This is a genomic window from Enterococcus sp. AZ194, from assembly GCF_051713825.1.
In the GTDB taxonomy this organism is placed as follows: Bacteria; Bacillota; Bacilli; order Lactobacillales; family Enterococcaceae; genus Enterococcus_K.
Map to the genome: position 1 here is coordinate 1 of NZ_JBIOQR010000002.1, position 24,917 is coordinate 24,917.

The window sequence follows — 24,917 nt, forward strand, 5'->3', positions numbered from 1 at the left end:
GCCACAACGCTAAATAAAACACTCGCTATTTAATTACCTATTACGATACAAGCAGCCCTCCTAATGAGGTTGGGACGGAAGGTTTTACTTCCGAGCCCTGTGCAACATCAGCTAATTTTTTGTTGTGTTGAGCCTTCAATTCTAGCATGTTCTAGACTCCTACTAATCCACATAACCCGACACAAAAAAAGCCGAAAACAAGGGACTCATTTCGACTTTTCACCATTTTTTAAATATTCTTAACCGTTCTTTTTTACTCCTTCAATCAAACTAATACAGCTAGAAAAGTTCTCTAAACGGTTCAGAATTCATACACGAGCTTTTCGTATTTCCCCTCCAATGACTTTTTTAGATACGTGACAGTAGGTGGGATGTCCGTGGCTATATGCTGCATCCGTAACTTGATCTTTTTTTTATTCATGCCTTTTACTAATGAGCGATCCGACTCTCCGTTCATATTTAACAAATCTGCTTGGCTAACTTCGGCTTTTGAATCTGTAAAATAGAAATTCTCTATTGGAAAAACGCCTTCCGTTTTAGCGTAGATTACCAAGTCAATGGTGTCCTCATAGCTAGTACTAGAGTATGCATCCACATAATTAAACGAGCCCTTCTTTATATGGTGTTTTACTTCATTAATCGTGAATAGATCCTCTATATAATAATTGGCGTCTTTTGTTATCGTTTTTGTCTCTACAGAAACATTTTGATACTTCTTTTCTATTCTATTGTGCTGATAAACTAGGTAACTACCACCAGTAATAAAAATAAGCAGACTAATACTTACTGCTAAAAAGGTCCGTTTCAAACAATCCCTCCTCCAGTGTAACCTCTTTTTGCTCTAATGTTCTGACACGTCCTTCCGTAACTTCTAAAATGGCATCACTGACTTCTTTTAAAAATTCATTGTCGTGATTTGAAATTAGTATTGTCTTACCCAGTGATTTCTGCTCAAGAATTAATTTTTTTAAGAAGCCTTTCCCCTCCTCATCAAGGGCGTTACTTGGTTCATCCAAGATGAGAATAGACGATTCACTCAGCAAACAACTAGCCAATGACAATCGTTTTTTCATTCCTAACGAGTAATCTTTAAATTTACTTGTATCAGTAGGATCTAGGCCGACATATTCAAGTAAATTGATGATTTTTTTATTGTCAACCGTTCTCTCATTTAACAGCATCAGCAATTGTAAATTTTTTATAGAAGAAAAATCCTCTAATATGCCTATATTATCCATCGAAAAAGCAATATCACTCGCAAAAAGTTGGTCTTTACGAATCTGTTTCCCATGGACATAGACTTCTCCTTTTGTTGGTTTTACAAACCCCAAAATTGTACTAAAAATAACTGATTTCCCTGAACCATTCGGACCACTAAAACCAGTGACCGATCCCTCTTTAATCGAAAAAGTAACCTCTTCTAAAACCCTTTTTTTACCAATCCTTTTTGAGACATGCCGTAATTCAATAATTTCCACGAACAGTTGGCTCCTTTCATATAAAATCGAAGGTCTGTATTTTTATTTTGCAAAGACTATAGCTTCCTAGTAAAAGAATGAGCAAAACCACCCAATTTGAAATTCTATTTAATGAATCAATACGCGCCATCATTGTTGCATTAATAAAGTCTATCTTCGTTGAGTAAATCGATAGAATCAATAAAAAAAAGAGACATAATGAACTAACATAATAATTTCCAACAACGAATGTGCCTGCTTGAATAAATGCCATACTAACAAAAGAAAACAAGATGACATAGAATAAAAACTTGGGATTTTCTACTACAAAACCATCTGCAATAACCGCTAACAATCCCACAAATAAAGCAGCAATAAATAAAATAAAAAAAGTACTCAATAGATACAATTCATAAGGAACTCTGGTGACAATTCGTATATCCTTTTTTATTAATTCAATCTGAGAATCACCTATTAATAAAACTGGAGAAATTAGGTAAAAATACCAAAAATAAGGAAATGGATAATTGTTCCCTCTTTCAGGGACGCCATACAATACACCAGTTATTCCATCTGCATTTTTCGAAGAGACCACCACGAGTCCTACAACCAACAGGGAGATAAATAGGAGGCGCCATCGAATTCGTTTCATTGTTAAATATAGATTTCTGATAATCAATGGGATAACTATGACCTTTACTTGTAATATTGTTTTTCCCAGATTAGCCATCTTTCGAGCACCTCCACAATCAAATAAAAACTAAGAATAAAACAAAGTGTTCCAAATAAGGATCCGAACGTGTACTGAGTTTTTTGAATGATTATTCCACGAGAAAAAAGAGCGTGAATTCCTATGTCAGATAAACTATTCTCTATGAAGTTATAGAGATAGGTAAGAATTAGAGCGACCAGTTTACTATTTGACATAGAATAAAACAAGTAGATAATTCGTAGGTAAACGTACAGACTAATAAAGTAAAGCAATAAGGAGTAGCTAGCATGGGCATTCAAAGTAAGAAACACATACCGATGATTTAAACAGACGAGTAGAAGTAACGACAACAAACTGGCAAATATAAAAAGTAAATAGTAGTAAGCAAGTTGTATTTTGTAAAAAACAACAATATTTTTTGTATGGGCAATTAACGGATAATTAAATCCTCTGAACGGTAACAAAAATAGGATTGGAAAAATCGGCAAGCTGATTTTTTGAATATTGGTACTATTTTGCAGACCTCCGGAAAAGATTTCTACTATAGAGTTACCGTTACTTATTGTATTTCCTAAAAACAGATACATCTGCGCCGTAATAACCACTATGAAGCTAAGGACAAACAAACAATCCACTACTCGCTCCACTTTTTGTTTGGAACACAGGTAAACTTTAAAGGACCACATTCTTTTTCACCCCGATTATTATCACCCATAAACTAAGAAAAAAAGCTCCTACATAAGACCACAGAACAGTCGTTAATGGGGGTAAAAAAGCAACTGGGCTCAAGACAATACTAATCTGGGTTGGCGAAAAGAAGGTAGTATGAAAAACGTAAGAAAAAACTATTAGGAAAATATTTATTAAGAATGGGACAATAACTGAACTGTAGATTCTAGTAGTAAACAAGCTGATTGCTGATGAAACACACGCAAATAACCCACCCAAAACAGAGGCGAGTATAATATAAAATAAGATGACGGTATATGCATCCTTAAAAAAATACTCAGAAAAATAAGTGGAAGATGACCTGACACTCAGATTGATATTCAAGATGTTGTCTACAGGAAAGTTTGGAAATAAACTCCATGAAACGAGTAAATCTAGCAGTAACGGTAGACAAACAATCATAAATCCCGAAAAAAAACTAATAATAAAAAGCTTAATCGAGTAGCTATACAAACTATCTTTTTGAGCATATTGTTTTGTGACACCACTTTTTTTATCCTCATAAGCAATTAAGTTCAAACCCAAAACAGAAAACAAAGGCAGCAGCAAGTAAAACATCATTGAAAAACTCCCGCTAAAATCTGTCCCTATCCATGTAGTAGCTGGAATATTGTTCAAATGAATACCATCTAAGTTACCCATTTTTGGTATCATATCCCCTACTATGTGTACAAAGATTATGGCTAATGAAACAGCTAAACCTAGATAATATTTGATGCTCCTCGTTCTATATAACCAATACATTATGGCTCCTTCCTTTCTAAATAAACATCGTAGAGCACGCAATATTTAGTTAGCGATCAGGTCTCCATCTGCCGTAAGCGCCACCAAAAACATTCGAGTTACGTCTGTTTTTTTCGACACACTCAACATACCACTTTCAGTTATTAATAGATAGAAAAATACTATTTATTTAGCGATTCTTAAACTAAAAAACGAATCATACGTTATCCTATGAAAGAAACGGACCTAGATAAAACGTTTCAAACTATAACTAAGTACTTCTAAGGTAGGCTGAAGCACTTCGAGAAAATTAGTTTGAATGGAAATTTTTATCTTGATTCCACTTTCTCTAAACAATAGATCTCTCGTTTGACAGTTCTTTTATCCAAGACTTCTATTTGCTGAATGTCTAACCTCCTTTATTAAACAAAAGAAAGATATTCTTATAAAAATTTCACTATTCAGTTGCGAACTAACACTGTTCGACGAAGCGTTTAACAATCACCCACAAAACATTGGCCTCAACCTCTATTATTCGAATTAATCCATAAAAAAGCACCCCGAGATGTTTTCATCACATCTCAGGGTACTTCATCTATAGCGCATTATCAACTACCGAATATATTGTCTTGCATGTCTTTCAACAAATGAAGTTATCTTATGCACATCATTTTTCAAAAGTTGATTTAATGGGATAATTTCCCACGCCTTTTCTGAAATTTGGAGAAATAACCGATCCTTTTTCAAATAAATATTATAGCCTTGTGAAAGATTATACTCCACATCAGTTACTCCATCAAATATGATAACCGACGTATCTTTTAATCGTAACTGCTTAAGGTCATAAGGACACCCTGTACTATCAAGTAGCTCAGGGTGTTTCTTTATCACTTTTTTTATTGTCGAGTCAACCATCTTAGGGTAGATAAGGAACAGTATGATAAATATTCCCAATGTCAGACCCAAAAGCAAAGAATAATCGACAGCTGTTTTAGAAAAAAACAGCTCATAAACCGAAATAATGAGCAGAAAAACTATGGGGAATGATAAACTATATAAAATTCTTTTCCACCACTTTTGTTTCCATGACTGCATCTGGTTAAATATAAATCGATTAAATACAAAATAATCATCTTCCGTAAGCGTATACGTTACTATTAACTCATCTGTTTCACAAATCTTGTTCTCGTTACTCATGTTTCCCTCCATTTTATACTATTTATCTCTCACAAAGTTATACAGTCGATTAATCATCTAATGAATTTCTTTGACTCTTAGTTAATTTTGATACGACTAGATCGTAAGAGCGTTTTAATAATTTTTCCACCTCTTCCTCAGAAAAACTACTTTTATCTAAAAAAATGGAGTTCCAATGCGTCTTATTCATATGATACCCTGGAACAACAAACTCATACATCTCCCGCAACACCTCATTTTCCTCAGGCCGTCCTTTCACAATGAGTTGTGCTCCCTTCTCATTATCAATACCATGTAAAGCAAAACATTTCTGAGCCACACTAAAATAATAGACCTCCCAATCCTCACGGTAGCGAACAGTCGCACCTGCCCAATCTTCAATTACTTTTAATAAATATGTATTAATTTCCCGCATAGTCTCCTCCTCGTAAGTTATAACACTCCAGTGATATCTGAAGCCACCAAACGTCGCGCGAAATTGATATTGGTAGTGAAAAACTATCTACTCACCAATTTGCCTATTTGTTCTACTATGGGTTCATTATAACAAGTATAAGAAAAAATGTTTATCAAAATCGCGTTTTCGTATGTCCGTCGCTTTGGTTGCTTCCTAGCTTAGACCAACATTAGTTTTATAGTTTGGAGAATTCGGTAGCCTTTTTTTGGATTATACCTTTGCCTATTTGTTATCAGTCATTGAATTCAACATCTTTCTTTTACATTAAATACGGGTTGCTCCATCTATCAATTTTATCTTTTAACATAGATAAAATTGATAGATGGAGCAACCCACTATTTTTTATTAATCATTACTCTGAATATTTTTGCTTATCACACTAAATATAATTCTCTTAATTTGCTTATTTCTTCTTCAGTCAAGCCAATATTCTCTAAAATATAATTGTCTACGTTTCCCGCAAGACTTTTCATGTTATCGATTGCACGATAATAATATTCTTCCTTCACAGATATCTCATCCAATCGCTGAGCCATTTCAAGCTCTCCAACATCTGATTGCTCTAAATCTTTCATAAATGACTCAATAAATTCTTTTGTTGCTTCATTCGTTAGTAAAAAATCAGATAATATATCCGACTCTGAAACACCTAATATAGATAAAAGTAATATTGTCACTACACCCGTTCGATCTTTACCGCCCAAACAATGATAAAGTAACGCGTTGTCACTTGCTCCCTGCTCAATCAAACACTTAAATATTTTGTAGTAGGTTGCTTGAGCATGCTGATCAAAAATCAATTCATCATATAAAGAAATAAACTCTCCAGGATTGATTTTTTTTTGGTTAGTAAAATCAAAGATAGGGTACGAATGATATTGTGAACCTGGTGGTATTCTATCTGGGTTCTCATCTTTTTCATTTTCAGATCGCAAATCAATAATGTGACGAATATTGATTTGATTAAGCTTCATCTTATCTTCATTTGACAGTTGCGTTAGGTCCCCTGACCGTATAACTTTTCCTACCTTAACGGTTTTACCATCTATCCCTGAATATCCACCGATATCTCGAAAGTTTTTCCCATTTTTAATTTCAATTATTCTTTCCAAAAAATCTCCTCCAAACGATTTATGCCTCAAAAATCAAAGGCGTTCCATTCATTTTTAAACAAGAACAAGTGATCCATCTATCAAATTTGTATATGTTCCGTCTTTAACTTCAGAAAGTCTTACATTCCCACTTTCACTTTTTACGGAAAAAAATACCCATTAATAATTTTCCTGATAATTCATACTTTCCAACTATTATGCTCTGTACGAAGCTAATAATCTGTTGCCAAATCGACTAATATCGGATTTTGCGTGGTTTTATATAATTTTTTAGCAATTTGCTGATATCGTGTCCCAATTCACCTTATCTATATGAAACAGGCTGGGTTGTTGCTGTCTAAATTTCCCTGTCCACCATATAATAGTGTTGTACCTTTATTATTTGAATATTTTTCTCTTTTTCAGCTACATCTTCCTTCTTATAACATAGGCTCTTGACACACCTCATTATGTTTCCGCTTCCATTAAATTGCAATGGAATTTTCACTGTTACCGGTAACAGAATTCTTTTGCGATTGTTTTATACGTGGAAATAATCAGTAACGAAGTATGAGTTGATGTTGCACAGTACCTACCTTATTCTAGGAGTGAAACACTTCTGTTCCAACTTCATTCATTTGAATTCCTGATACTTTAAACAAAAAGTTATTTGAATTTTTACAACTGCAATTGTTCTAGTTAGTACGTATTTTCCCTTAGGCCGTATCAAATCGATTTATACTAAAATTGAACTCAAAAAACCTCCATCTTATCACGTAGATGGAGGTTTTAACTTTAAATAAGTATTTTCAACATATATTAAATACTCATACTCTTTCTATTTCAAATTCAATCGATCTTCTTCTGTAATCTCACGCAACACTTTACATGGATTTCCCACTGCAATGACATTGGCAGGGATGTTCTTGTTGACCAAACTTTTGGCCCCTATAATACTTCCTGCACCAATCGTAACTCCGGGTAAAATCGTCACATCCCCACCCAGCCAGACATCATCTTCAAGAACTATCGGCAAAGCAGTTTCTAACCCTGTTCGTCGCTCACTTGGATAAGTAGCATGATTCGCTGTATACATCCCACAATTTGGGCCAATAAAACAATTTTTGCCAATCGTAATCTTGCCGCCATCCATTAAGAATCCATTATGATTGATGAAAGAACCTTCTCCAATACTCGAATAAATGCCATAATCTGCCCAAATAGGATTCAGGATTACCACATTTTTTGCTTTGTTAGGAAATAGTTCATTTAACAACTCTTCACGTTTTGGATCTTTTACATGTAGACTATTGATTTCTTGACACAACTCCATGGCTTTGTCTCGTTCTAAACAAAGCTCCTCGTCCCCATTAGGATCATACCACTCTCCGGCAAAACTTTTCTCTTTTTCTGTTCGCATCAGTTCCACCTCTTTATATTTTTTATTACTTATTCATCTACTATAAATTATGTACCGCATAAATGACAGATACACATTATAGCTATCATAGAAAAAATTATAGCTTTTAAATGAATTAATTTCCAGAATCTATTAATCCCTTGCTACGACTAAGTTCCTTTATTCGAAAGCATCAATTAATCTTTTAAAAAACTCTTAAAAATCTCGGTTTTTAGAAAAAATACATTTTTTGTTTAGATTTTGTCCACCTTTAATTTCCTTGTCCCTCTAGAGTTTTATTCACTAATTTGCAGTAAAACTAGCTATTACTGACATTTTTTATTTTAGGAAAATCGATAGACTTATCGAAAAATACATTTTTTGTTCAAAAAATGTCCACTTTCACTTCCAATTGAAGAATCGCTATTCTTAAAAATTACTCCTTGATTTTTTCAATCCAAATAAAAAATACATTTTTTGTTTGGATTTTTGTCCACTATGAAAACCTTGATATATCAATATTTAAATAACGTTTCCTTTCGAAAGAATTAACTATTTCGAAAGAGGAAGAATAGAAAAATACATTTTTTGCTCACTTTTTGTCCAGTAAAATTTTGAAAAAATAAATACAAATTTTGCTCATCTTTTGTCCACCACTAAATCTCTTGCTAGACAAGCATTTTCCAGACTTGTTCCCTCAATCATCCATTGAAAACAGGCCTTTTTTAGCTCAAAAAATACATTTTTTGCTTAGATTATTTTTATTTTCTGATTGACGACTAATTTTTTTCTTCCAAAAACTTGATATCAAGCGCTTTTCGATCATTAAAAAATAGCTAGTGACTTTCCGAAATAACGTATTTACTAAACAGGGTTTCAAACAAACTTTGTCATATCAAGTTTTTTCTAGCCATTTTAGCTGGACAAATGACTCTTTTTACCTTTTACAATCTTAAGAAGTTGGATTATGATGTGGTTATGATTACAAGGAGGGGATTGTGTATGAGCGACGTAAGAAATAATTTCCCAGATAAAATTTCAAACGAAAATTCAATTACCCAATCGGATATGCTCTTAAGATATGCACGAGACAACCTTTCTAGAAAGGCTCGGTTGCTTCAAGATGCACTAATTGAGGATTACAACAATATCGATTCTTTTTCTTCGATGACTTATTCAATCAATGACTTAACCTCACGAATTGGTTATAACGGAGACGTCTTTCGAGACAATCGAGACACCCTGCAAGCTTTAATCGAACTGGATGATAAAAGTTGGTGGTGGTCAACCTTGACCCCTGTTGAAAATGATGAATTTATTCAAGAGGTCACCCGCTATCGTTGGCTCGATCATTTAAGCTTTTCGATGAGAGTCAAAAAGAAACACCTTAAACTCACCTCAGAGATGACTAATCAACTGGCAAATATTGATTTGAAAACAACAGATGTCGATGCGATTAGTTCTATCAGAGATCTAAAAGTCAATTTAAAATTTAGTCAAGTTTTGGAACCTCATTTACGCAACCTACGCGTGGGGACCTATTCAACTTATTACATGAATGATATCAAAAAGCTCGCAAAATATCGAACAGCAGCTGAATTATACCGTTACTTTTCTAGTTTTGTGAAGGATGAACAAAAAGTTATCATTCTCGATGAGCTTAGAGACGTCATTTACACTGAAAAAGCGAGTGAAGTCAATAACTCTGAGCTGAACCGCGACTTTAAAGCTTCTATCAAACTAATTAACAAATACACTAGGTTGTCTGTCGATTACCAAATTTTAGAAAAACGAAAACAAAAGATTTACTCTTATTTAGTAACCGTAAAAACGAAGTCTGAAGAGGAACTAGAAGCAATCGAATTCGATGCATTGCCTTTGGAACCAGAATTAATGATAGAGCCAGAGCCGGAAGTAGCTGCCCCTGTTTCTCTAGAAGATACATTCAAAAAAATCTGGAAATTATATCCTATAAAAGTAAAAAAGAAGCGGGCTTTCTCCTATTTCGAGAAAAACCTCGCTGATTACCCTACTATTTCAGCGGAGGATATTCTGGCAGCAACACAAAACTATTTAGCTGTTTATCCAAATACAACGACTATTGGGAGTACATTTTTTGGCCAAGAAATTTGGAAAGAATATCTGAATAAATAAAAAAACTCTGAGTAACTACTCAGAGTAGATTAATACAATCACTCGCCGACGACCAATCTGTAAAGTGATTTTCCAAAGAAGATTAACATAAATCCTGATAGGCTCACATAATAAATTTTACTTTTGTGAATTATCTACAAATAGCAGCCACAGAAACACTAATAACAATAGATACAGCATCAGTAACAAATACAATATCAGTAATAGATATAGTATTAGGAACGGATACAATACCAGCAACAAATACGATATCAGTAATAGATATAGTATTAGGAACAGATACAACTCCAACAATTGATGTAGTACTAGTAACAAATACAACACCGACAATAGATACAGTACCAGCAACAATACAACATCAGTAGTAGATATAGTATTAAGAACAGATACAATACCGATAATGGATAGAGCATAAGTAATAGTGTTAGTAGTAGAAATCCCCTTGCAATCATAGTTAGTAATTACATTGAAAATAATTAAAGTGTTAATACTGGCTTTTAAGACTATTTTTTATTTATGAAATCTTGCTTAAACTTTTTTCCGAATGAACTATCGCTAGTCACTCTTACTCTTATTCTACGTTCAAACGAACATTTTTTCAACAGGCAATGAACTATTTTTTGATTTTTAAAATTAATTTTTAGGAAGGAGCATCCATATGCGTTCAAATCGCTACAGCGAAAAGCAACTAAACAACTTGTATGATTTGCTTAATACAAATGGTATTTATCGTTCTATGGGGTACAACACAGTGTTTAGAACGCTTTTTTATGCGAATCTAAGCGTGGATGCTCTACTTCTGTATATCTATCTCTCTACTCGTAAAGAAAAAGAATTGGAAACATTGACTATTACTCAAATTACATTGGATCTATGTATCTCTAGAACTTCTTATTACATGGCTCGTGCTGAGCTTGAAGCGGAGCAATTGATTGAAGTTGACCGTTCCTATTTCGAAATTGGAGGTAACAATAAACATCTAGCTTACAGAAATACCTATAAGTATTTTTGTGATACCTCCATTCCTGTTCTAAAAGAGGCTTTGGATAAAAACTACAAAGTTAAAAATCTTTATGAATCTGGTACAGCCCTAAACAAAATACAATATGGGTTGCTGCCACGCTCAATTATGGTGAATAAAAATATCAGTAAGTTAGCAAAGGTGATTTATGCCTATTTCACCACTTTTGCTGATTCTATTTCGACTGCACCAGAAACAATTGAAAAAGACGCCCTATTGCCTGTCATCACGCAGCCTAGTCTGACAAAAAATGTCTTAGGTATCTCCACGGCAAGATATACTCGTGCAGTTAACGAATTAATTGCTTGCAACTTTCTTGAACGTACAAAACGATCTGGGAGCAAAGTCACATATTCGCTTGTTCTACGACCGACCCTTGAAAAAGTCCGTCAAGTTCATGAAGAAAAACAAACAAAAAAAACAAATCTACGTATGCTTAAAGACTCCTTTAATGAACGATTTGAAAAAATGAAGGCCACTATCTTAGAAATGAAAAGCGCTTGGCCAAATGAACGCAAGAACTTTTTTTACGCTACGCCTACATTCAATCAAACAATTAATGATTCGTTTGACAACAAAGAAACCTTTGAGTCGGTAGTGGCTATGACTAGTCGCACCTTCACTATTCCCGAGCTAGAGCAACAACCTTATGTCTCGGCAAATCTTAATAGTCCAGAAGAAATTGAATTGTTTCTATCGCAGCAGTTTAATAATTGGATAGTATTAAACAATCAAACTCTTGACTGGTTTAATACTGACATTAAACAAACAGGCAGAGAGATAACTATGCGATTAACTAGAAATAGTGCGTCTATTTTAACGAAGGCAGGTATACTGAAGCAGCTGGATCATATGTATCAGAAAACAGATGTGATTCATGAGCCAATTACTTACTTTATTAATGGTGTCAGCAAGCTTTCTATAAAAGATTATCAACATAAGCTAGATAGAAAGCAACAAAATAAACAAGCTGAGCCTTTACCGATTGTCTCGCTCTTTAACTGGCTTGAAGAAGAATAAAATACGTTTAGATTGGCCCTAGAAGAATTTTTTAAAAATACCTTCTTTTAGGGCTATTTGTCGTACTATCATTGATTTAAAAAGCTAGTACATCTTTTCCTCCATCATTAAATAACTACACAAAAATCAGCTTTTTTCTGTAATTTGATTGCTTCTTACTTTTCTACTACTCAAATCTGTACGCGGAAAAAAATACGTGTAAACTAATATGCGGAAAAAAATACGTGTAAATCCATACGTTGTCAAAAGAACAATATTATTATTCTCTTTGTTTTATTCTCTTATTTTTATTCTTATTTACTAATTCTCTTATTTGAAGAAGAGTCGGTAAAATAATCAATGTTCCTTTATGCTCTTTCTAAGGAATTTTCTAATCCGATTACACCAATAGAAAAAAGAAACAAATCCTTCACTCTCCTCTAAGGAGTAAACATTTGCTTCTCTCACTATTTTTTTATTGTAAAACTTATTTATTTCTCTAAATGTTGCGCCAAAACAAAATCAATATATTGGCTGAAAGTCATATAAGGCTGTTCACGCTTTTGTTCTTCTTGCATTTGTTGTTTGATACTTTGACGAATTGTCACCGATAATGGAACTCTAGGATCACTTGTTCGGCTCTCAGGTTTCGTCTCAGTAGTTTTTGCTTTAGCCATGAGGGATTCAGTCATTTCTGATGTTTGAACCACTTCTGAAGCTTGTGAGGACGTATTTGACGTAGAATAGCTTTTCGCAAGCTCATCTGGTAACGGCTTATCTAGCGGAGAAGCTTTTTTTCCTTTTGAAGCCTTACTCATTGTTTCTCGTAATAAATCATTTGTTGCAGATGTTTTTGCTACCATAGCACTCTCTCCTATTCATCCATCTTATTTTTTAATTTTGTAAACAGATTCACTACATGTTTGTAAAATTCCCTGTCAGATTGCTTTTTAAGGCGCTCTTGCATGACTTCCGTATCAAACATTGATTTCCCTCTTAAAACGTCATTAGGGAGCTGTTGGCGCTTAGGCATCCACCCTAGAATATCTTCAGACTCTTCGGCAAAAGCTTTCAGCTGCTTAGATAAATCTGTATTATTCTCAATTTTGTTCGCCAAGGTGATTAATTCAGCTGTGACATAACTAACACTATCGTCCATTGGGTCAGTCAAGGTTTGACGAATATTGTCAATTCGTTCTTCTAATTGAACCTTCCCTGTAAATGAAGATTTATCGGGCTCCATTAAGGTTAAAATAAAATTGGCGACAATCATTGAATTTTGCTGGGCAGTTCCTGTACCCGAGTTGAAATCAAAGAAAATATAATCATAAGCACTGAGATTCAGACTTTCTGCATGATTTCGATACCATTTTAAAATTTTAAAATTCTTGTCATTATGTGTGGCAATCGTATCCCCTACAGTCGCCATACGAGAGTCTCCAGGAATCAAATCAATATTTTTTGCAACAGGAATCAATTCGGGGTCCTTCGCTTCAGGTAAAAAGATCCCTAAAACGGTTCCCTCTTCTTCCTCTTCTTCATAATGATCAAAGTATTGGGAAATATTTTTTTGCTCATCCATATCAATTAATAGAATTTTAGAATTTTTTAATACAAGTGGTTTTTTCGTAAAATACTCTTTTAGAATACCTGTATAAAGATTTTCAAAATTAGCTAGAAAATTTGAGAATTCATATAAGAGCAATGTTTTTCCTACGCCCCCTTTTCTAGCAACTAATGTCACGATTGATTGACTGTCCATACATACCCCTCCATTATTTATATATTTAAATAGAACATAATCTATTCTAACATAATCTATTCTATTAGGATAGATTATGTTTTATTATGAGTTGTTAGAATATAATGCGACATATCTTATCATATCATAACATAATATAACAGGATATGTTATATTATATTATGATATGATGAAGTAAAGGGGATTTAGTGGATGAGACAATGAGGTACTTTGAAAGGGAATGTTGAATCAGCAAGATAAACAAGAGGAATCCTAACATATCATAATATAATCTATCATGATATGTTATATCGCGATAGATTATATTATGATAGAGAATGGAATTCAAGATGATAAACTAAAGAAAATATCTTTTTGAATTCGTTCGATAACAAAGGATTAGTGATTGTTCTTGTATAGTATAGAAAATTTAAATCACTTATTGGTTAGTATAAAATATTTTATGCTGTGGGTAAGATTCTGTGAATGGATTCTATCTGCAGCTTTTTTGCTGGAAAACTAGATGTTTCGTAAACGGTGGTTTTCTATAAAGAATCGGGAGGTAAATGTAAAATAGAAGATGTAATTAGAGAATGAAGGTATACTAGTAGTTTAGAGGAAGAAGGGTAAAAAAATAATCTTGGAAGTATTTATTCCAAGAAATCCGCAAGAATATATAGAAAATAACTACTATTTTTTTATAGATAAAGAAAAATAGATGGCTCATTCAATTAGCATATTACGTTATTTAAAAAAAAATGTCAATAACATTTGATATTTTTTGAGAATATAACTATTTTTCTTTTCTTTTTCCAAAAAAAAGTCATTTTCTTCTTAGTTTTTTTAACCGTCAAATAAGCCGTCAGTTTTGAAATATTGGAAAGGAAGAATTTAGGTATGCCACGTAAAGGAGAAAATATTTATAAGCGTAGAGATGGTCGTTGGGAAGGACGATTCATTAAGAGTCGTCGATTAGATGGAAAAATAAATTATGGATATGTATACGATCAGACATTTCGAGAAGTTCGAAAAAAATTACTGAAAAAAAAGCAAGAATATAGCTCTATTGTTTCAAATTCAGCCGGTTATCAGGGGACTGTCTCAAATTGGATACGTGACTGGCTTAATGGTTCAATTATGAGAAAGGTCAAGCCTTCAACTTACGCTAGTTATCAGAATAAACTAACAAAGTATGTTGCTCCTTATCTTGAAAATATACCTCTTTATCAATTAAATCATCTGAAAATTCAAGAATTAGTTGACGGATTAAGTAAACGGGGGCTGTCGACAACGACAATCAAGACCACTCTTCAGATATTGAAACGTTGCATGAGAGAAGCTATTCATCGGAACTATCTTTCAACCGATCCTTTTTATGAAATCAGCTATCCAACTACATTGAAGAAAAAAATTTCTGCTTTAACAGAGGCAGAACAAAAAATTATTGAAATGGAAGCAAGCAAACAAAAAAATGGCTTGCCAATAGTATTGGCACTTCATACAGGAATGCGAATTGGTGAAATTAGTGCGTTGAAGTGGACAGATGTTAACTTAGAGAAAAGAGAGATTGTAGTCTCTAAAACAATCCAGAGAATTCCTTTTCCTCATGAGGCTCGACGAACAAAAATTATTGAAGGTTTAGCCAAAAGTACATCAGCTTATCGAGTCATTCCATTGAATGCTAAAATTTGGGAGGTGCTAAAAAATGCAAAAGAGACTGCGACGAGTGAGTATGTTGTAGGGCAACATGATCATTTCTTTGAGCCTCGAGCACTTACTTATCAGTTTAAAAAGATTCTGTCACGAATTGAGTTTAAGAATATTCATTTTCATCAGTTGCGCCATACCTTTGCGACACGTTTATTGGAAAAAGGTGCTGACATTGCTTCCGTTAGTGCTTTGTTAGGACACCACTCTGTTAAGATGACTTTGGACATTTATATTGATTCGCTAATGGCTCAGAGAAAAAAATGGGTGGATCAGTTACTATAAAAAAAACATATAAATGAAAGCGTTTTTTTAAAAAGAATAGAAATTCCTTTTTATAATTTACGTAACTCACTCAGTTTTTTAAGCCGTCATTTAAGCCGTCAAATTGATTTTGTTCCCTATATAGCTAGATTCGCTGACTCATCTTGGAATAAATACTTCCAAGATAGAGTAGCTAATTTTTATGGGGTCAGATAAGTTGCCAAGGTGACATTATATCGTTTTCTTTAGCAAAAGTCTATGAGAGATAAAGGGGAATCTCGAGAAAAAGAGTGGACATTTGAGAATGAGTGGAGGAGGTGCTCCAACGGATTATAAACGAGGGATGAATTCATTAATTCATACAAAGGGAAGTATTCAGCAACAATTTATCGACACTTACAGGCTGGGGATATGTGGTGTCAGCTTTCGTTTAAGGAAGTATTTTACATAAAACGAGTTGGCTTGTTGCCAACGAAGGTTGAAGAAGAAATACGAATCGTTCTGATAAATGGGAGAAGCGACTCAGATCAGAAGCGTACGTAAAAATAAAAAAGAGGAGTAAGAAAATGAAATTTAATAAAAAGCGTGTTTTAGCACAAGTAACAGTGGCAGCAACACTATTTACAGCAGTAGGGACATTACCATTTGGGCAAGCGTTGGTTACGCAAGCTGAAGAAGTGGGCCAAGTCACTAGCGCAAATCCAACAGCGGATACAACATCAAAGCGTTCCATCTCTATTTGGAAATATCAAGTTCGTGATGCTTCTGAATTAGGAGAGCGTGGAACAGGAACGTTTGATCCAAGCGTTGATAAAGATGTCATTCAAGGGATTAAATTTAAAGTACAACGTGTTAAACCAGTTGAAGGGAAAGCTTCATTAACGGATCCAAAAAAACAAGTTGTAGGAACAGATTACACCATTGATGATACATTTTCAGAAAAAATCATCACAACTGATGTTAATGGAAAAGCAAGCATTGATTTAGGAATTGGTCGGACAAATGACGGGATTTACTTAATCACTGAGTTGGCGGATGATCGCACAGATCTTTCTAAAACGGATGGAAAAAAAGTAGAAACACCTGCTGATCCGTTTTTCGTTTATGTTCCACAAACGAGTCGTACAGATCACAGTTCATTGATTTATGACGTTCAAGTACAGCCAAAAAATATCTTGGAAAGTTTAGTCAATCCAGATAAAACTATCAATGATTTAAAAGGGGATTCGGTTCATGCTGGACAAGAATTTCAATGGGAATTAGCGGCCAAAGTCCCTGCCGGTTTATGGCAAGTCGCTGCCCAAGACGGTGCAATTGACGTGTATGATGCAGAAGGAAAGATTAATGGCACATACAACATGAAAAAAGGTCAACCAATCGTTATTCGTGATGCTACAGGTCTATTACAGCCAAACTTCTCAATGACTGATCAACTAGATAATCAACTAATTTATAAAAAGGATAGCGCTAAGGTTCAAGTGAAGGCAGGAGAAGCAGGAACTTGGACAGATTTAGAGTCAACAGACTACACTGTAAGCTTTGATGAGGCTACGAATACACTAAAAACAACCTTGACTGAAGCGGGATTAGTAAAAGTTGGCACAGCATCAAATGGCTTTACTGATATTCGTACAGTATTAACAACGACGGTAAAAGAAAATTGGAACGGCATTTTGGATAATAACTTTACCATCAACTATCAAATTCCAGGGCAAAAACCAAAAGCAGTGACGCCTCCGACTGAGGAAAAGCCGAAATACTACACAGGTGGATTTGATATTGAGAAAACAGCGGAAGATACAAAAGCTGTTTTAGCAGATGCAGAATTTATGATTGCTTTCACACTAGAGGATGCAGAAGCCGAAAAATTCATTGCAAGTGATGGAAAAGCCTATGCTAAAGGCGCGACATTACCAGATGGTGTTCATTTCTTAGTAGCAAAATCAGATGCTAAAGGACGTGCTCAATTTGATGGCTTAGCTCTTGATTGGAAGGATGAGAATAAGGACGGTTTTGTTCAAAACGAAGAAGTCAGCCGTAAATACTGGGTAGTTGAAACAAAAGCACCAAAAGGATATGAATTACTTAAAGCACCCGTTAGTGTAACGGTTAATTTAACCACGGAAAAAGATGAGCTAGTTGAATTGGACATCGTTGATAAACCAAAAACAGACCTACCATTTACTGGGGGGCAAGGAACAACGTTGTTAGTTGCGATTGCTTTAGGAGCGATTACAATTGGTACAGTTGCGATTACAGTTGATAAGAAACGTCGTCAAGTATAATTCAAATGGAATGAAAGGATGGCCCGACAATGCATAAAACAAAACGAATCCAGCAGGTAGTCACCGTTCTTCTTCCAGTTGTCTTCCTTCTAGGGATAGTTTTTACTATTCCTAGAGGAAATGTGTTGAAAGCAGATGATTCTGAGCAACTCTTTGCACAGGTAAAGATTAATGGGGAAACAGTCTCTTTGACCGATACGCTTATCGACGAAGAGAAAGTTCAACTAGAATTAATAGGCAAGGAAGACCGTTGGCTAAAGCTTCCAGCTAGTGAGAATTATGAAGTTAATCAACTAGAAACTGAGGAAGAAACACAAACTGAGGCAATTACATACCCAGAGTTGCTGGAAGTGGTGCAACAGTCCACAGAGGAATCGATTCTAAGTTCGTCTGATGAAAAACAAACAGAGACTACTGACTCGACAAAATCTTCGATGGAGGAAACGATCAACAAACCTTCTATTTCTTCAAGTACGGAAAAGTCACAGAGTAAAAAGTCTGTTATTTATCAAATAAAAAAAGGATCTGACGCAGGGACCTATTTTCAATTGAAAAAGGGAAAAGCTACCTTACTACATTTACAACGAACTTCAAAAAAGACGGAACAAGTAATTGTGAAAGAAGTTGAAAATGAGAAAGCACAACAAAAACTATTTACTTTTAAAACTGATGAACCTATTGCCATAGAAGAAAACAATACAGGTAGTCAAACTTCTAATTCAGTGTTACCAAACAAACAGACAGAGAATGTTGAAAAAGAAAACAAGACAGCTGTATCTGGTTTGGTAGAAAAATCGATTGGGGAAAAGAAATCTGATGTTAGTGCATCAAAAAAAGAAGGCATTCATTCTGTAAAGACTGAAAGTACGAACAAGAGTATTGATGAGCTATTTGATGCAGAGTATGATGCTACTGATTCTTTATTGGCTCCAAAATTTATTGAGGAAAAAGACCAAGCAAAAAAACAAATACCTACAGCACTCGCTTCGATAATTGTGAAAGATGTTGTTTTATCAACTAGAACAGGAACAGAAGGATTCGATAGCTCTGATGCGGCAGGGTATGACTCTTCTGCTACAAATAACAAGGTACGTTCTTTTGATCAAATTAGTTATCTAGTTTCATTTTCAATACAGAATACCGCTTTGAATGATCACTACAAAGACATTCGATATCGAGTAACCGGCACCATGCCCAATGCATTAGAGATGAGTTCAGGTATACCTAAGCACAATGGTGAAATTTCTAATGGGCGATATATTTCGAATACAGATGGCTCGCAATATTCAGAAGGGACAATGGAGTCGGTGATTAGTGGCTCTGGTCAAGTTTTTGTACCAATTATTTTAAGTGTCTATGGTGCTGAAAATAACAAGCAGATCCAGCCTACAATAAAACTAGAAATTGTAGATGCAACAAATGTAGAGACTGGGAAAAAAGAAACCTTTAATAAAGTCTATACGACAAAAGAGTTACCTAAACTCGCAACACCAGTGACACTGGTTTCTGCTACACCCTCTGTTGGCGTCACTATGGTTTCAGGAGAACGCCGTCCTAGTACTTCTTTAGGAATTGATGCGAGTTTTAAAATGATTAATGGATATGATATGGGGATTGTGGCAACCTTAAAACCAATCTCTGGAAGAGCAACCGGAGACTATAGAGGTTCAACTTTTCCAAAAGGGACCATCTCATATACTGTTAAACAAAAGGGAACTTACCAAAAAGATAGCAAAACTTATACTATGTCAGCTAACCAATATGAAGCTTATGACTGTTTTGGATTTGCACCGGCAGTAAAAAATCGCTCGTCGGTTACATGGACTAAAAATGCTGGATTAGATATAAGCAAGTATACTCAACCTTTAAGTGTACCTAATGGGAACACTAAAAAAGTGTATACCTCTCAACCAACTGGAGAGTTGTCATCGATTGGGGTTTATAATTCAGGCACTTTTACAGGAGGGAAAACGACTAAAGCAGGTGGTACACCATTTAGCAACTCAGGATATGCTGGGGTGGTTAATCCGTATACTTATAATATGACGGGGGATAGGACACAATCTGCAACGGCAAAGAGTTTCTCTAGTCAAGAGGTTATCTTTGCTTGGGATGGTGGCCCTACCGATAAGATTGCTAAATCAAATGGTTGGAGTCGATATGATATTACTCTGTATATTGATTCAGTCAGCTATGATGGTAAGACCACAGCAAATGATACCAGTATCTCTTACCCAACAGTCGTTACAACAGGAGGAACCTATGCAAGTGGCCCTATATTTACTAAGTCACTTGATGGGACACCCCAAAATGTAGTGAATCTTGATTTGAATAAACTTGATTTGAATGAACCTCATCCGACTATGAATTTCGGGAATGCTCGACTGAACCAAGGAGATAGTATCTATCTCAGTGCTTTTGATGTGACATCTAACCATAGTGTAAAACAATTTAAGAGTCTCTTGATGTGGGATCCTAGTGTTATTAAATATGATACTAGTCGAGAGTCAGCCTCTATTACCTCTGTTCCAGAAACAGCTGTTGAGTCAAGGAAATTTAAATATGGCGTTGCTAAAAATATTACTCAAACATCAGCATACACGATGAATATCACAACATTACCAAAAAACTGGGATTATTACACATGGTATGAAACCCCTGAATTAGCACTGAAGGTCGGACCAATCGCGGCAGTTGAATCTATCTTAACACTTAGAACTTTAGGGTCGATTTCGGCTGATGTAACCCATTACCCAAGGATTCCAGCGATTGTTATTGGTAATCCTGGGGATAAAACCCCTAATGGCAAATCAATTGTCTTGATGGAAAGCTCTAACTTTCTTAATTCGAGCGGCGAGCTTTTACTTGATCCTGCGTCAGAAACTGTAAATGGAAATAATAAGTATCTTCCAACAATTTATGATGCAAATGGAAAGGCAATCTCTGTTCCTTTTCCATATTGGAATCATTATGGAACGACAGCCTATATCCAAAAATTTTATATTACTACAAAGACAGAAGTAGAACGACCTGTTTATCAGGTAGCTGATGAAATAAAAATAAAAGCGACCGGTGTTACTACTGGGACGAAAGGAATCGATTACGACAGTACTTTAACGACAAAGCTGCCAAAGGGAATTACCTATAAGTCTGGATCAGCAAAGGATGCTTATGGAAAAGTGCTGCCCAATCCTACCATAACGACAAACGCTGATGGGAGCACAAACTTACGTTGGAGTTTTAGTAAAATTACTTTAAATATTGGTGTGGAGGTTAATTTTTCTGCGTCTATTGATTATAAGAAATTGTCATTTAAAGATACGGGCTATACAGCAAACTTAGAGGCAAAAACAGTTGGAGAGATGTGGGTGAACGGCTCACCAACAGTCAAAGATACTTCTGAAGAGCGAATTCGTTCGTCAACAGATTTATTTATTGTACAGCTTATTCAACAAGTGACTATTGATAAAACTGTAGATAAAACCCTTATCGAAGTTGGGGATGTCGATCCGACATTAATCAATAACGATATTACCTATAAAGTGAAATTAAAGAATGAAAGTGCCTCAGCAATGACAAATGTAAACTTACTCGATATTCTTCCTTATAATAATGATTCTCGAGGAACAAAGTATAGAGGAAGTTATACTGTCCAATCAATTGAGACCAATATGTATATGGGAGCGGATATCTATTATTCAAATACTGTTACCGATGAAAATGCTATAGCGAATCCAAATGCCGCTATTGGACCTGAATGGATTAAGCATTCATCGTCTCTAGGAGGTACATCAAGTACTGCAATTAAAGATGCCAAGTCAGTAAGAGTGGTTATGAAGTCATTAGGGGTTGGAGAAGAGCTTGTGCTAACCATTAAAATCAAACCTTCTGGTCAAAAAGCTGGCGATATTTTAGTGAATAATGCCAATATGAATTCATCCTTAAACTTACCGGTTAAGTCACAAACTGTTTCAACAAAAGTTTTTGGTCGAGATTTTTCGGGGATTGCCTGGTATGACGACAATAAGGATGGCTTATTAGGAACTGATGAAGCTAGAATGGCCAATGTACCTGTGAAACTTTATCGAACTAGTCTTGTGAAACCAAGCTATGCGAATCAATTGGTAGAAGAAAGTCTAACGGGTGAAAAATTTATAGATTTATCAGGGAATGTGATGACAAAAACAGATGCAAATGGAAACTATAAATTTGCGAATCTTCCTGAAGGAAATTATGTTGCGGAGTTTGTCATTGGAGATAAGGTAACGGCAAAAGAATTTACAGTTACAGAGTTTAGAAAAGGTGGCGCAGCGAATGACAAAATCAATTCAAAAGCTAACGTCACTACGTATCGAACACCAGCTTATGAAGCACCGATATTAAGTAGTCTGCCAGCAAAACTGACGACTAGTGACAAAACTTTCCATGTAGAAAATGTTCATTTAGGTGTGATTCGCCTGAAATCTAGTTTAACGATTACTAAAACCGTTGATAAACCGGCAATTGAAGTAGGTGATACTGACCCGTCAATAACGGGTGGTGTTAATAACATTCTCACGTACAAAGTGACTGTTAAAAATACCGGAACAACACGCGTTCCAAACGTGGAATTACTAGATTATCTACCATATAAGAACGATTCTAGAGGGACCAATTTAACAGGAAGCTACACTGTAACGGAAGCGAGCGTTGCTGGAGCTAATGCGAAAATTACCTACACCAATGCGGCTGCAACCGGAACGGTCAATGAAAAAATGAATCCTAATACCAAGCCTACGTGGACAGCTTATACACCTGGGACAACACCTGTAGCGAATATTAAGGATGCGAAAGCTTTCTTGATTTCTCAGCCTAGTTTAGAGGCTGGCGCAAGTATTGTCTTAACTGTCAAGCTGAAACCAACCAATCAAAAAGCGGGGGAATTAATCAAAAATGATGCGAGCGTCAATGACGGAATTAACGGAGGCGCTAATGTACCTCTACGATCTAATATTGTAACGACTACTGTTTATGGTCGTGATTTCTCAGGAGTGGCTTGGTATGACGAGAATAAAGATGGTTTAATGGGCAGTGCTGAGCAGAAATTGACCAATGTTCCTGTGAAATTATATCGAACAAGCATCTCTACGCCAACTCATGTCAATGTCTTAGTTAAGCAGAGTCTAACTGGAGAAGCGTTCCTAGAAGCAGATGGAACCACTTCAAAAATAAAAACGGGTGCTGATGGATCGTATAAATTTAAAAACTTACCTGAGGGAAATTACGTCGCAGAGTTTGTTATTGGAGATAGGGTGACAGCGAAAGAGTTTTCAGTCACAGAATTTAGAAAGGGTGGCGCAGCGAATGATAAAAGCAATTCAAAAGCCAATGCCACCACATATCGAACGCCTGCTTATGAAGAACCGATATTAAGTAGTCTGCCAACAAAACTGACGACTAGTGACAAAATTTTCCATGTGGAAAATGTCCATTTAGGTGTGATTCGTTTGAAGTCTAGTTTAACGATTACTAAAACCGTTGATAAACCGGCAATTGAAGTAGGCGATATTGACCCATCGATAACAGGTGGTGTCAATAACATTCTCACGTATAAAGTGACTGTTAAAAATACCGGAACAGCAAGCGTTCCAAACGTGGAATTGCTGGATTATCTACCATATAAGAACGATTCTAGAGGGACGAATTTAACAGGGATATACACTGTAACAGAAGCAAGCGTTGTTGGAGCTAATGCGAAAATTACGTACACCAATGCGGCTGCAACCGGAACAATCAATGAAAAAATGGATCCTAATACCAAACCTGCGTGGACAGCTTATACACCTGGGACAACACCTGTAGCGAATATTAAGGATGCGAAAGCTTTCTTGATTTCTCAGCCTAGTTTAGAGGCTGGCGCAAGTATTGTCTTAACTGTCAAGCTGAAACCAACTAATCAAAAAGCGGGGGAATTAATCAAAAATGATGCGAGCGTTAATGATGGAATTAACGGAGGCGCTAATGCACCTCTACGTTCTAATATTGTAACGACTACTGTTTATGGTCGTGATCTTTCTGGTGTGGCTTGGTACGACGATAAAAATGATGGGCTGATTGGGTTATTGAAGAGTGGTCTTCCGGAAGCTTATGCCAAAGATATTCCCATTAAGCTCTATCGAACGAGTGTAGCTAACTCTGGATACAAGAATCAATTGGTAAAACAGAGTCTAACAGGTGAGTTGTTTGTTGATAGCTATGGAAATTCTCTAATAAAAACTGATGGAAATGGAAAGTACCTCTTTAGAAACCTTCCAGAAGGCGAGTATTTGGCAGAATTTACGATTGGAGACTTAGTTGTTCAAAAGAAAGTCAAAGTAACTGCAAAAAAAGTTGGGACAGACCCAACGAAGAACTCGAAAGCAGATCCAACTACCAATAAAACAGATGCCTATAATCAACCACTGTTAAATGAATTACCAAGTAAAATCACAGTTAAAGATTCAATCTATCATGTGACAGATGTGAATATCGGCTTAATTCGACCATCCAAACTTCGTTTATACAAATTTGAGACAGGAAGTGCCCCAGATGCCAATAAAGATGGCACGCTAAGTGATGCAGAAAAAGCGAAAGGGGCTCCTTTAGCCGATGCAGCGTTTGATGTTCATGAAGGAAATGTCGGTAAAAAGTTAGGTTCAGGTTTGACCGATAAAACAGGATGGTTCACATATGAACCACTTTTTCCAGGAAATTACACTTTGATTGAAACAAAAGCACCTGTGGGGTATGAACTCGTGAAGGAACCAATTCCTTTTACGATTGATGAAGGAAATAGCCAAGTTGTAGTCTATCAAGAAGATGATAAAAAAACGATGTTGCCTTATACCGGTGGCAATGATCCTATACAACTCTTCTTGCTTGTTTCTGGAACGATTCTAGTGATTGGTTTTATTGGTGTTTATGGATATTACCGAGCGCCAAGAAAGAAAGGAGAACACTAAC

At 35.5% G+C, this 24,917-nt stretch carries 15 protein-coding genes and 1 pseudogene; 5 read left to right on the forward strand and 11 right to left on the reverse strand.

The features are described 5' to 3' along the window. Window positions 1–301: 301 nt before the first annotated feature. From IGI37_RS18615 to IGI37_RS18655, 9 genes and pseudogenes are all read right to left on the reverse strand, one after another. Window positions 302–808: a hypothetical protein gene (locus IGI37_RS18615; protein ID WP_438763694.1), complete on the reverse strand. Its 507-nt coding sequence runs from the start codon at window positions 806–808 to the stop codon at window positions 302–304. Further along, window positions 777–1,478: an ATP-binding cassette domain-containing protein gene (locus IGI37_RS18620; protein WP_438763695.1), complete on the reverse strand. Its 702-nt coding sequence runs from the start codon at window positions 1,476–1,478 to the stop codon at window positions 777–779. Before IGI37_RS18620 ends, IGI37_RS18615 begins: the two co-directional genes overlap by 32 nt. Before the next feature lie 16 nt (window positions 1,479–1,494). Next, complete coding sequence (locus tag IGI37_RS18625; protein WP_438763696.1) at window positions 1,495–2,187, reverse strand: hypothetical protein; 693 nt, start codon at window positions 2,185–2,187, stop codon at window positions 1,495–1,497. A 654-nt stretch (window positions 2,188–2,841) separates the two neighbouring features. Further along, window positions 2,842–3,642 (reverse strand): hypothetical protein, encoded by an 801-nt coding sequence (locus tag IGI37_RS18630; RefSeq protein WP_438763697.1) that lies wholly within the window; start codon window positions 3,640–3,642, stop codon window positions 2,842–2,844. Between the two features lie 591 nt (window positions 3,643–4,233). Then, window positions 4,234–4,818 carry a hypothetical protein gene (locus tag IGI37_RS18635; protein ID WP_438763698.1) on the reverse strand — a complete coding sequence of 195 codons (585 nt, stop codon included), beginning with the start codon at window positions 4,816–4,818 and terminating at the stop codon, window positions 4,234–4,236. 49 nt (window positions 4,819–4,867) lie between these two features. Then, window positions 4,868–5,233: an MmcQ/YjbR family DNA-binding protein gene (locus IGI37_RS18640; RefSeq protein ID WP_438763699.1), complete on the reverse strand. Its 366-nt coding sequence runs from the start codon at window positions 5,231–5,233 to the stop codon at window positions 4,868–4,870. Window positions 5,234–5,649: 416 nt separating this feature from the next. Next, window positions 5,650–6,387 (reverse strand): tyrosine-protein phosphatase, encoded by a 738-nt coding sequence (locus tag IGI37_RS18645; protein WP_438763700.1) that lies wholly within the window; start codon window positions 6,385–6,387, stop codon window positions 5,650–5,652. Between the two features lie 54 nt (window positions 6,388–6,441). Next, window positions 6,442–6,528, reverse strand: a pseudogene (locus IGI37_RS18650) (hypothetical protein); the annotation flags it as partial. A gap of 676 nt (window positions 6,529–7,204) precedes the next feature. Continuing rightward, complete coding sequence (locus IGI37_RS18655) at window positions 7,205–7,786, reverse strand: sugar O-acetyltransferase (RefSeq protein ID WP_438763701.1); 582 nt, start codon at window positions 7,784–7,786, stop codon at window positions 7,205–7,207. A 981-nt stretch (window positions 7,787–8,767) separates the two neighbouring features. Here IGI37_RS18655 and IGI37_RS18660 point away from each other — a divergent pair. Together IGI37_RS18660 and IGI37_RS18665 are read left to right on the forward strand one after the other, a co-directional pair. Further along, window positions 8,768–9,919 (forward strand): hypothetical protein, encoded by a 1,152-nt coding sequence (locus tag IGI37_RS18660; RefSeq protein WP_438763702.1) that lies wholly within the window; start codon window positions 8,768–8,770, stop codon window positions 9,917–9,919. Window positions 9,920–10,577: 658 nt separating this feature from the next. After that, on the forward strand, window positions 10,578–11,960 hold the full coding sequence (locus tag IGI37_RS18665; protein ID WP_438763703.1) for a hypothetical protein: 1,383 nt from the start codon (window positions 10,578–10,580) through the stop codon (window positions 11,958–11,960). A gap of 470 nt (window positions 11,961–12,430) precedes the next feature. Here the strand turns inward: IGI37_RS18665 and IGI37_RS18670 are convergent, their stop codons facing one another. Further along, a complete protein-coding gene (locus tag IGI37_RS18670) occupies window positions 12,431–12,802 on the reverse strand; it encodes a hypothetical protein (protein ID WP_438763704.1) in 372 nt (123 codons plus the stop codon). Window positions 12,803–12,813: 11 nt separating this feature from the next. Further along, window positions 12,814–13,701: a ParA family protein gene (locus IGI37_RS18675; RefSeq protein ID WP_438763705.1), complete on the reverse strand. Its 888-nt coding sequence runs from the start codon at window positions 13,699–13,701 to the stop codon at window positions 12,814–12,816. 876 nt (window positions 13,702–14,577) lie between these two features. Here IGI37_RS18675 and IGI37_RS18680 point away from each other — a divergent pair. From IGI37_RS18680 to IGI37_RS18690, 3 genes are all read left to right on the forward strand, one after another. Further along, window positions 14,578–15,672 (forward strand): tyrosine-type recombinase/integrase, encoded by a 1,095-nt coding sequence (locus IGI37_RS18680; RefSeq protein ID WP_438763706.1) that lies wholly within the window; start codon window positions 14,578–14,580, stop codon window positions 15,670–15,672. Window positions 15,673–16,217: 545 nt separating this feature from the next. Then, a complete protein-coding gene (locus IGI37_RS18685) occupies window positions 16,218–17,936 on the forward strand; it encodes a SpaH/EbpB family LPXTG-anchored major pilin (protein WP_438763707.1) in 1,719 nt (572 codons plus the stop codon). Window positions 17,937–17,965: 29 nt separating this feature from the next. Continuing rightward, entirely contained in the window at window positions 17,966–24,916 is a 6,951-nt protein-coding gene (locus tag IGI37_RS18690; RefSeq protein WP_438763708.1) for a SpaA isopeptide-forming pilin-related protein, read from the forward strand. The last annotated feature ends 1 nt before the right edge of the window (window position 24,917 follow it).

Coding starts and splice junctions, on each gene's coding strand:
- IGI37_RS18655 (WP_438763701.1), bottom strand. CDS start 7,786: ATGCGAACAGAAAAAGAGAAAAGTTTTGCCGGAGAGTGGTATGATCCT.
- IGI37_RS18690 (WP_438763708.1), top strand. CDS start 17,966: ATGCATAAAACAAAACGAATCCAGCAGGTAGTCACCGTTCTTCTTCCA.
- IGI37_RS18640 (WP_438763699.1), bottom strand. CDS start 5,233: ATGCGGGAAATTAATACATATTTATTAAAAGTAATTGAAGATTGGGCA.
- IGI37_RS18635 (WP_438763698.1), bottom strand. CDS start 4,818: ATGAGTAACGAGAACAAGATTTGTGAAACAGATGAGTTAATAGTAACG.
- IGI37_RS18675 (WP_438763705.1), bottom strand. CDS start 13,701: ATGGACAGTCAATCAATCGTGACATTAGTTGCTAGAAAAGGGGGCGTA.
- IGI37_RS18670 (WP_438763704.1), bottom strand. CDS start 12,802: ATGGTAGCAAAAACATCTGCAACAAATGATTTATTACGAGAAACAATG.
- IGI37_RS18660 (WP_438763702.1), top strand. CDS start 8,768: ATGAGCGACGTAAGAAATAATTTCCCAGATAAAATTTCAAACGAAAAT.
- IGI37_RS18680 (WP_438763706.1), top strand. CDS start 14,578: ATGCCACGTAAAGGAGAAAATATTTATAAGCGTAGAGATGGTCGTTGG.
- IGI37_RS18665 (WP_438763703.1), top strand. CDS start 10,578: ATGCGTTCAAATCGCTACAGCGAAAAGCAACTAAACAACTTGTATGAT.
- IGI37_RS18685 (WP_438763707.1), top strand. CDS start 16,218: ATGAAATTTAATAAAAAGCGTGTTTTAGCACAAGTAACAGTGGCAGCA.
- IGI37_RS18630 (WP_438763697.1), bottom strand. CDS start 3,642: ATGTATTGGTTATATAGAACGAGGAGCATCAAATATTATCTAGGTTTA.
- IGI37_RS18625 (WP_438763696.1), bottom strand. CDS start 2,187: ATGGCTAATCTGGGAAAAACAATATTACAAGTAAAGGTCATAGTTATC.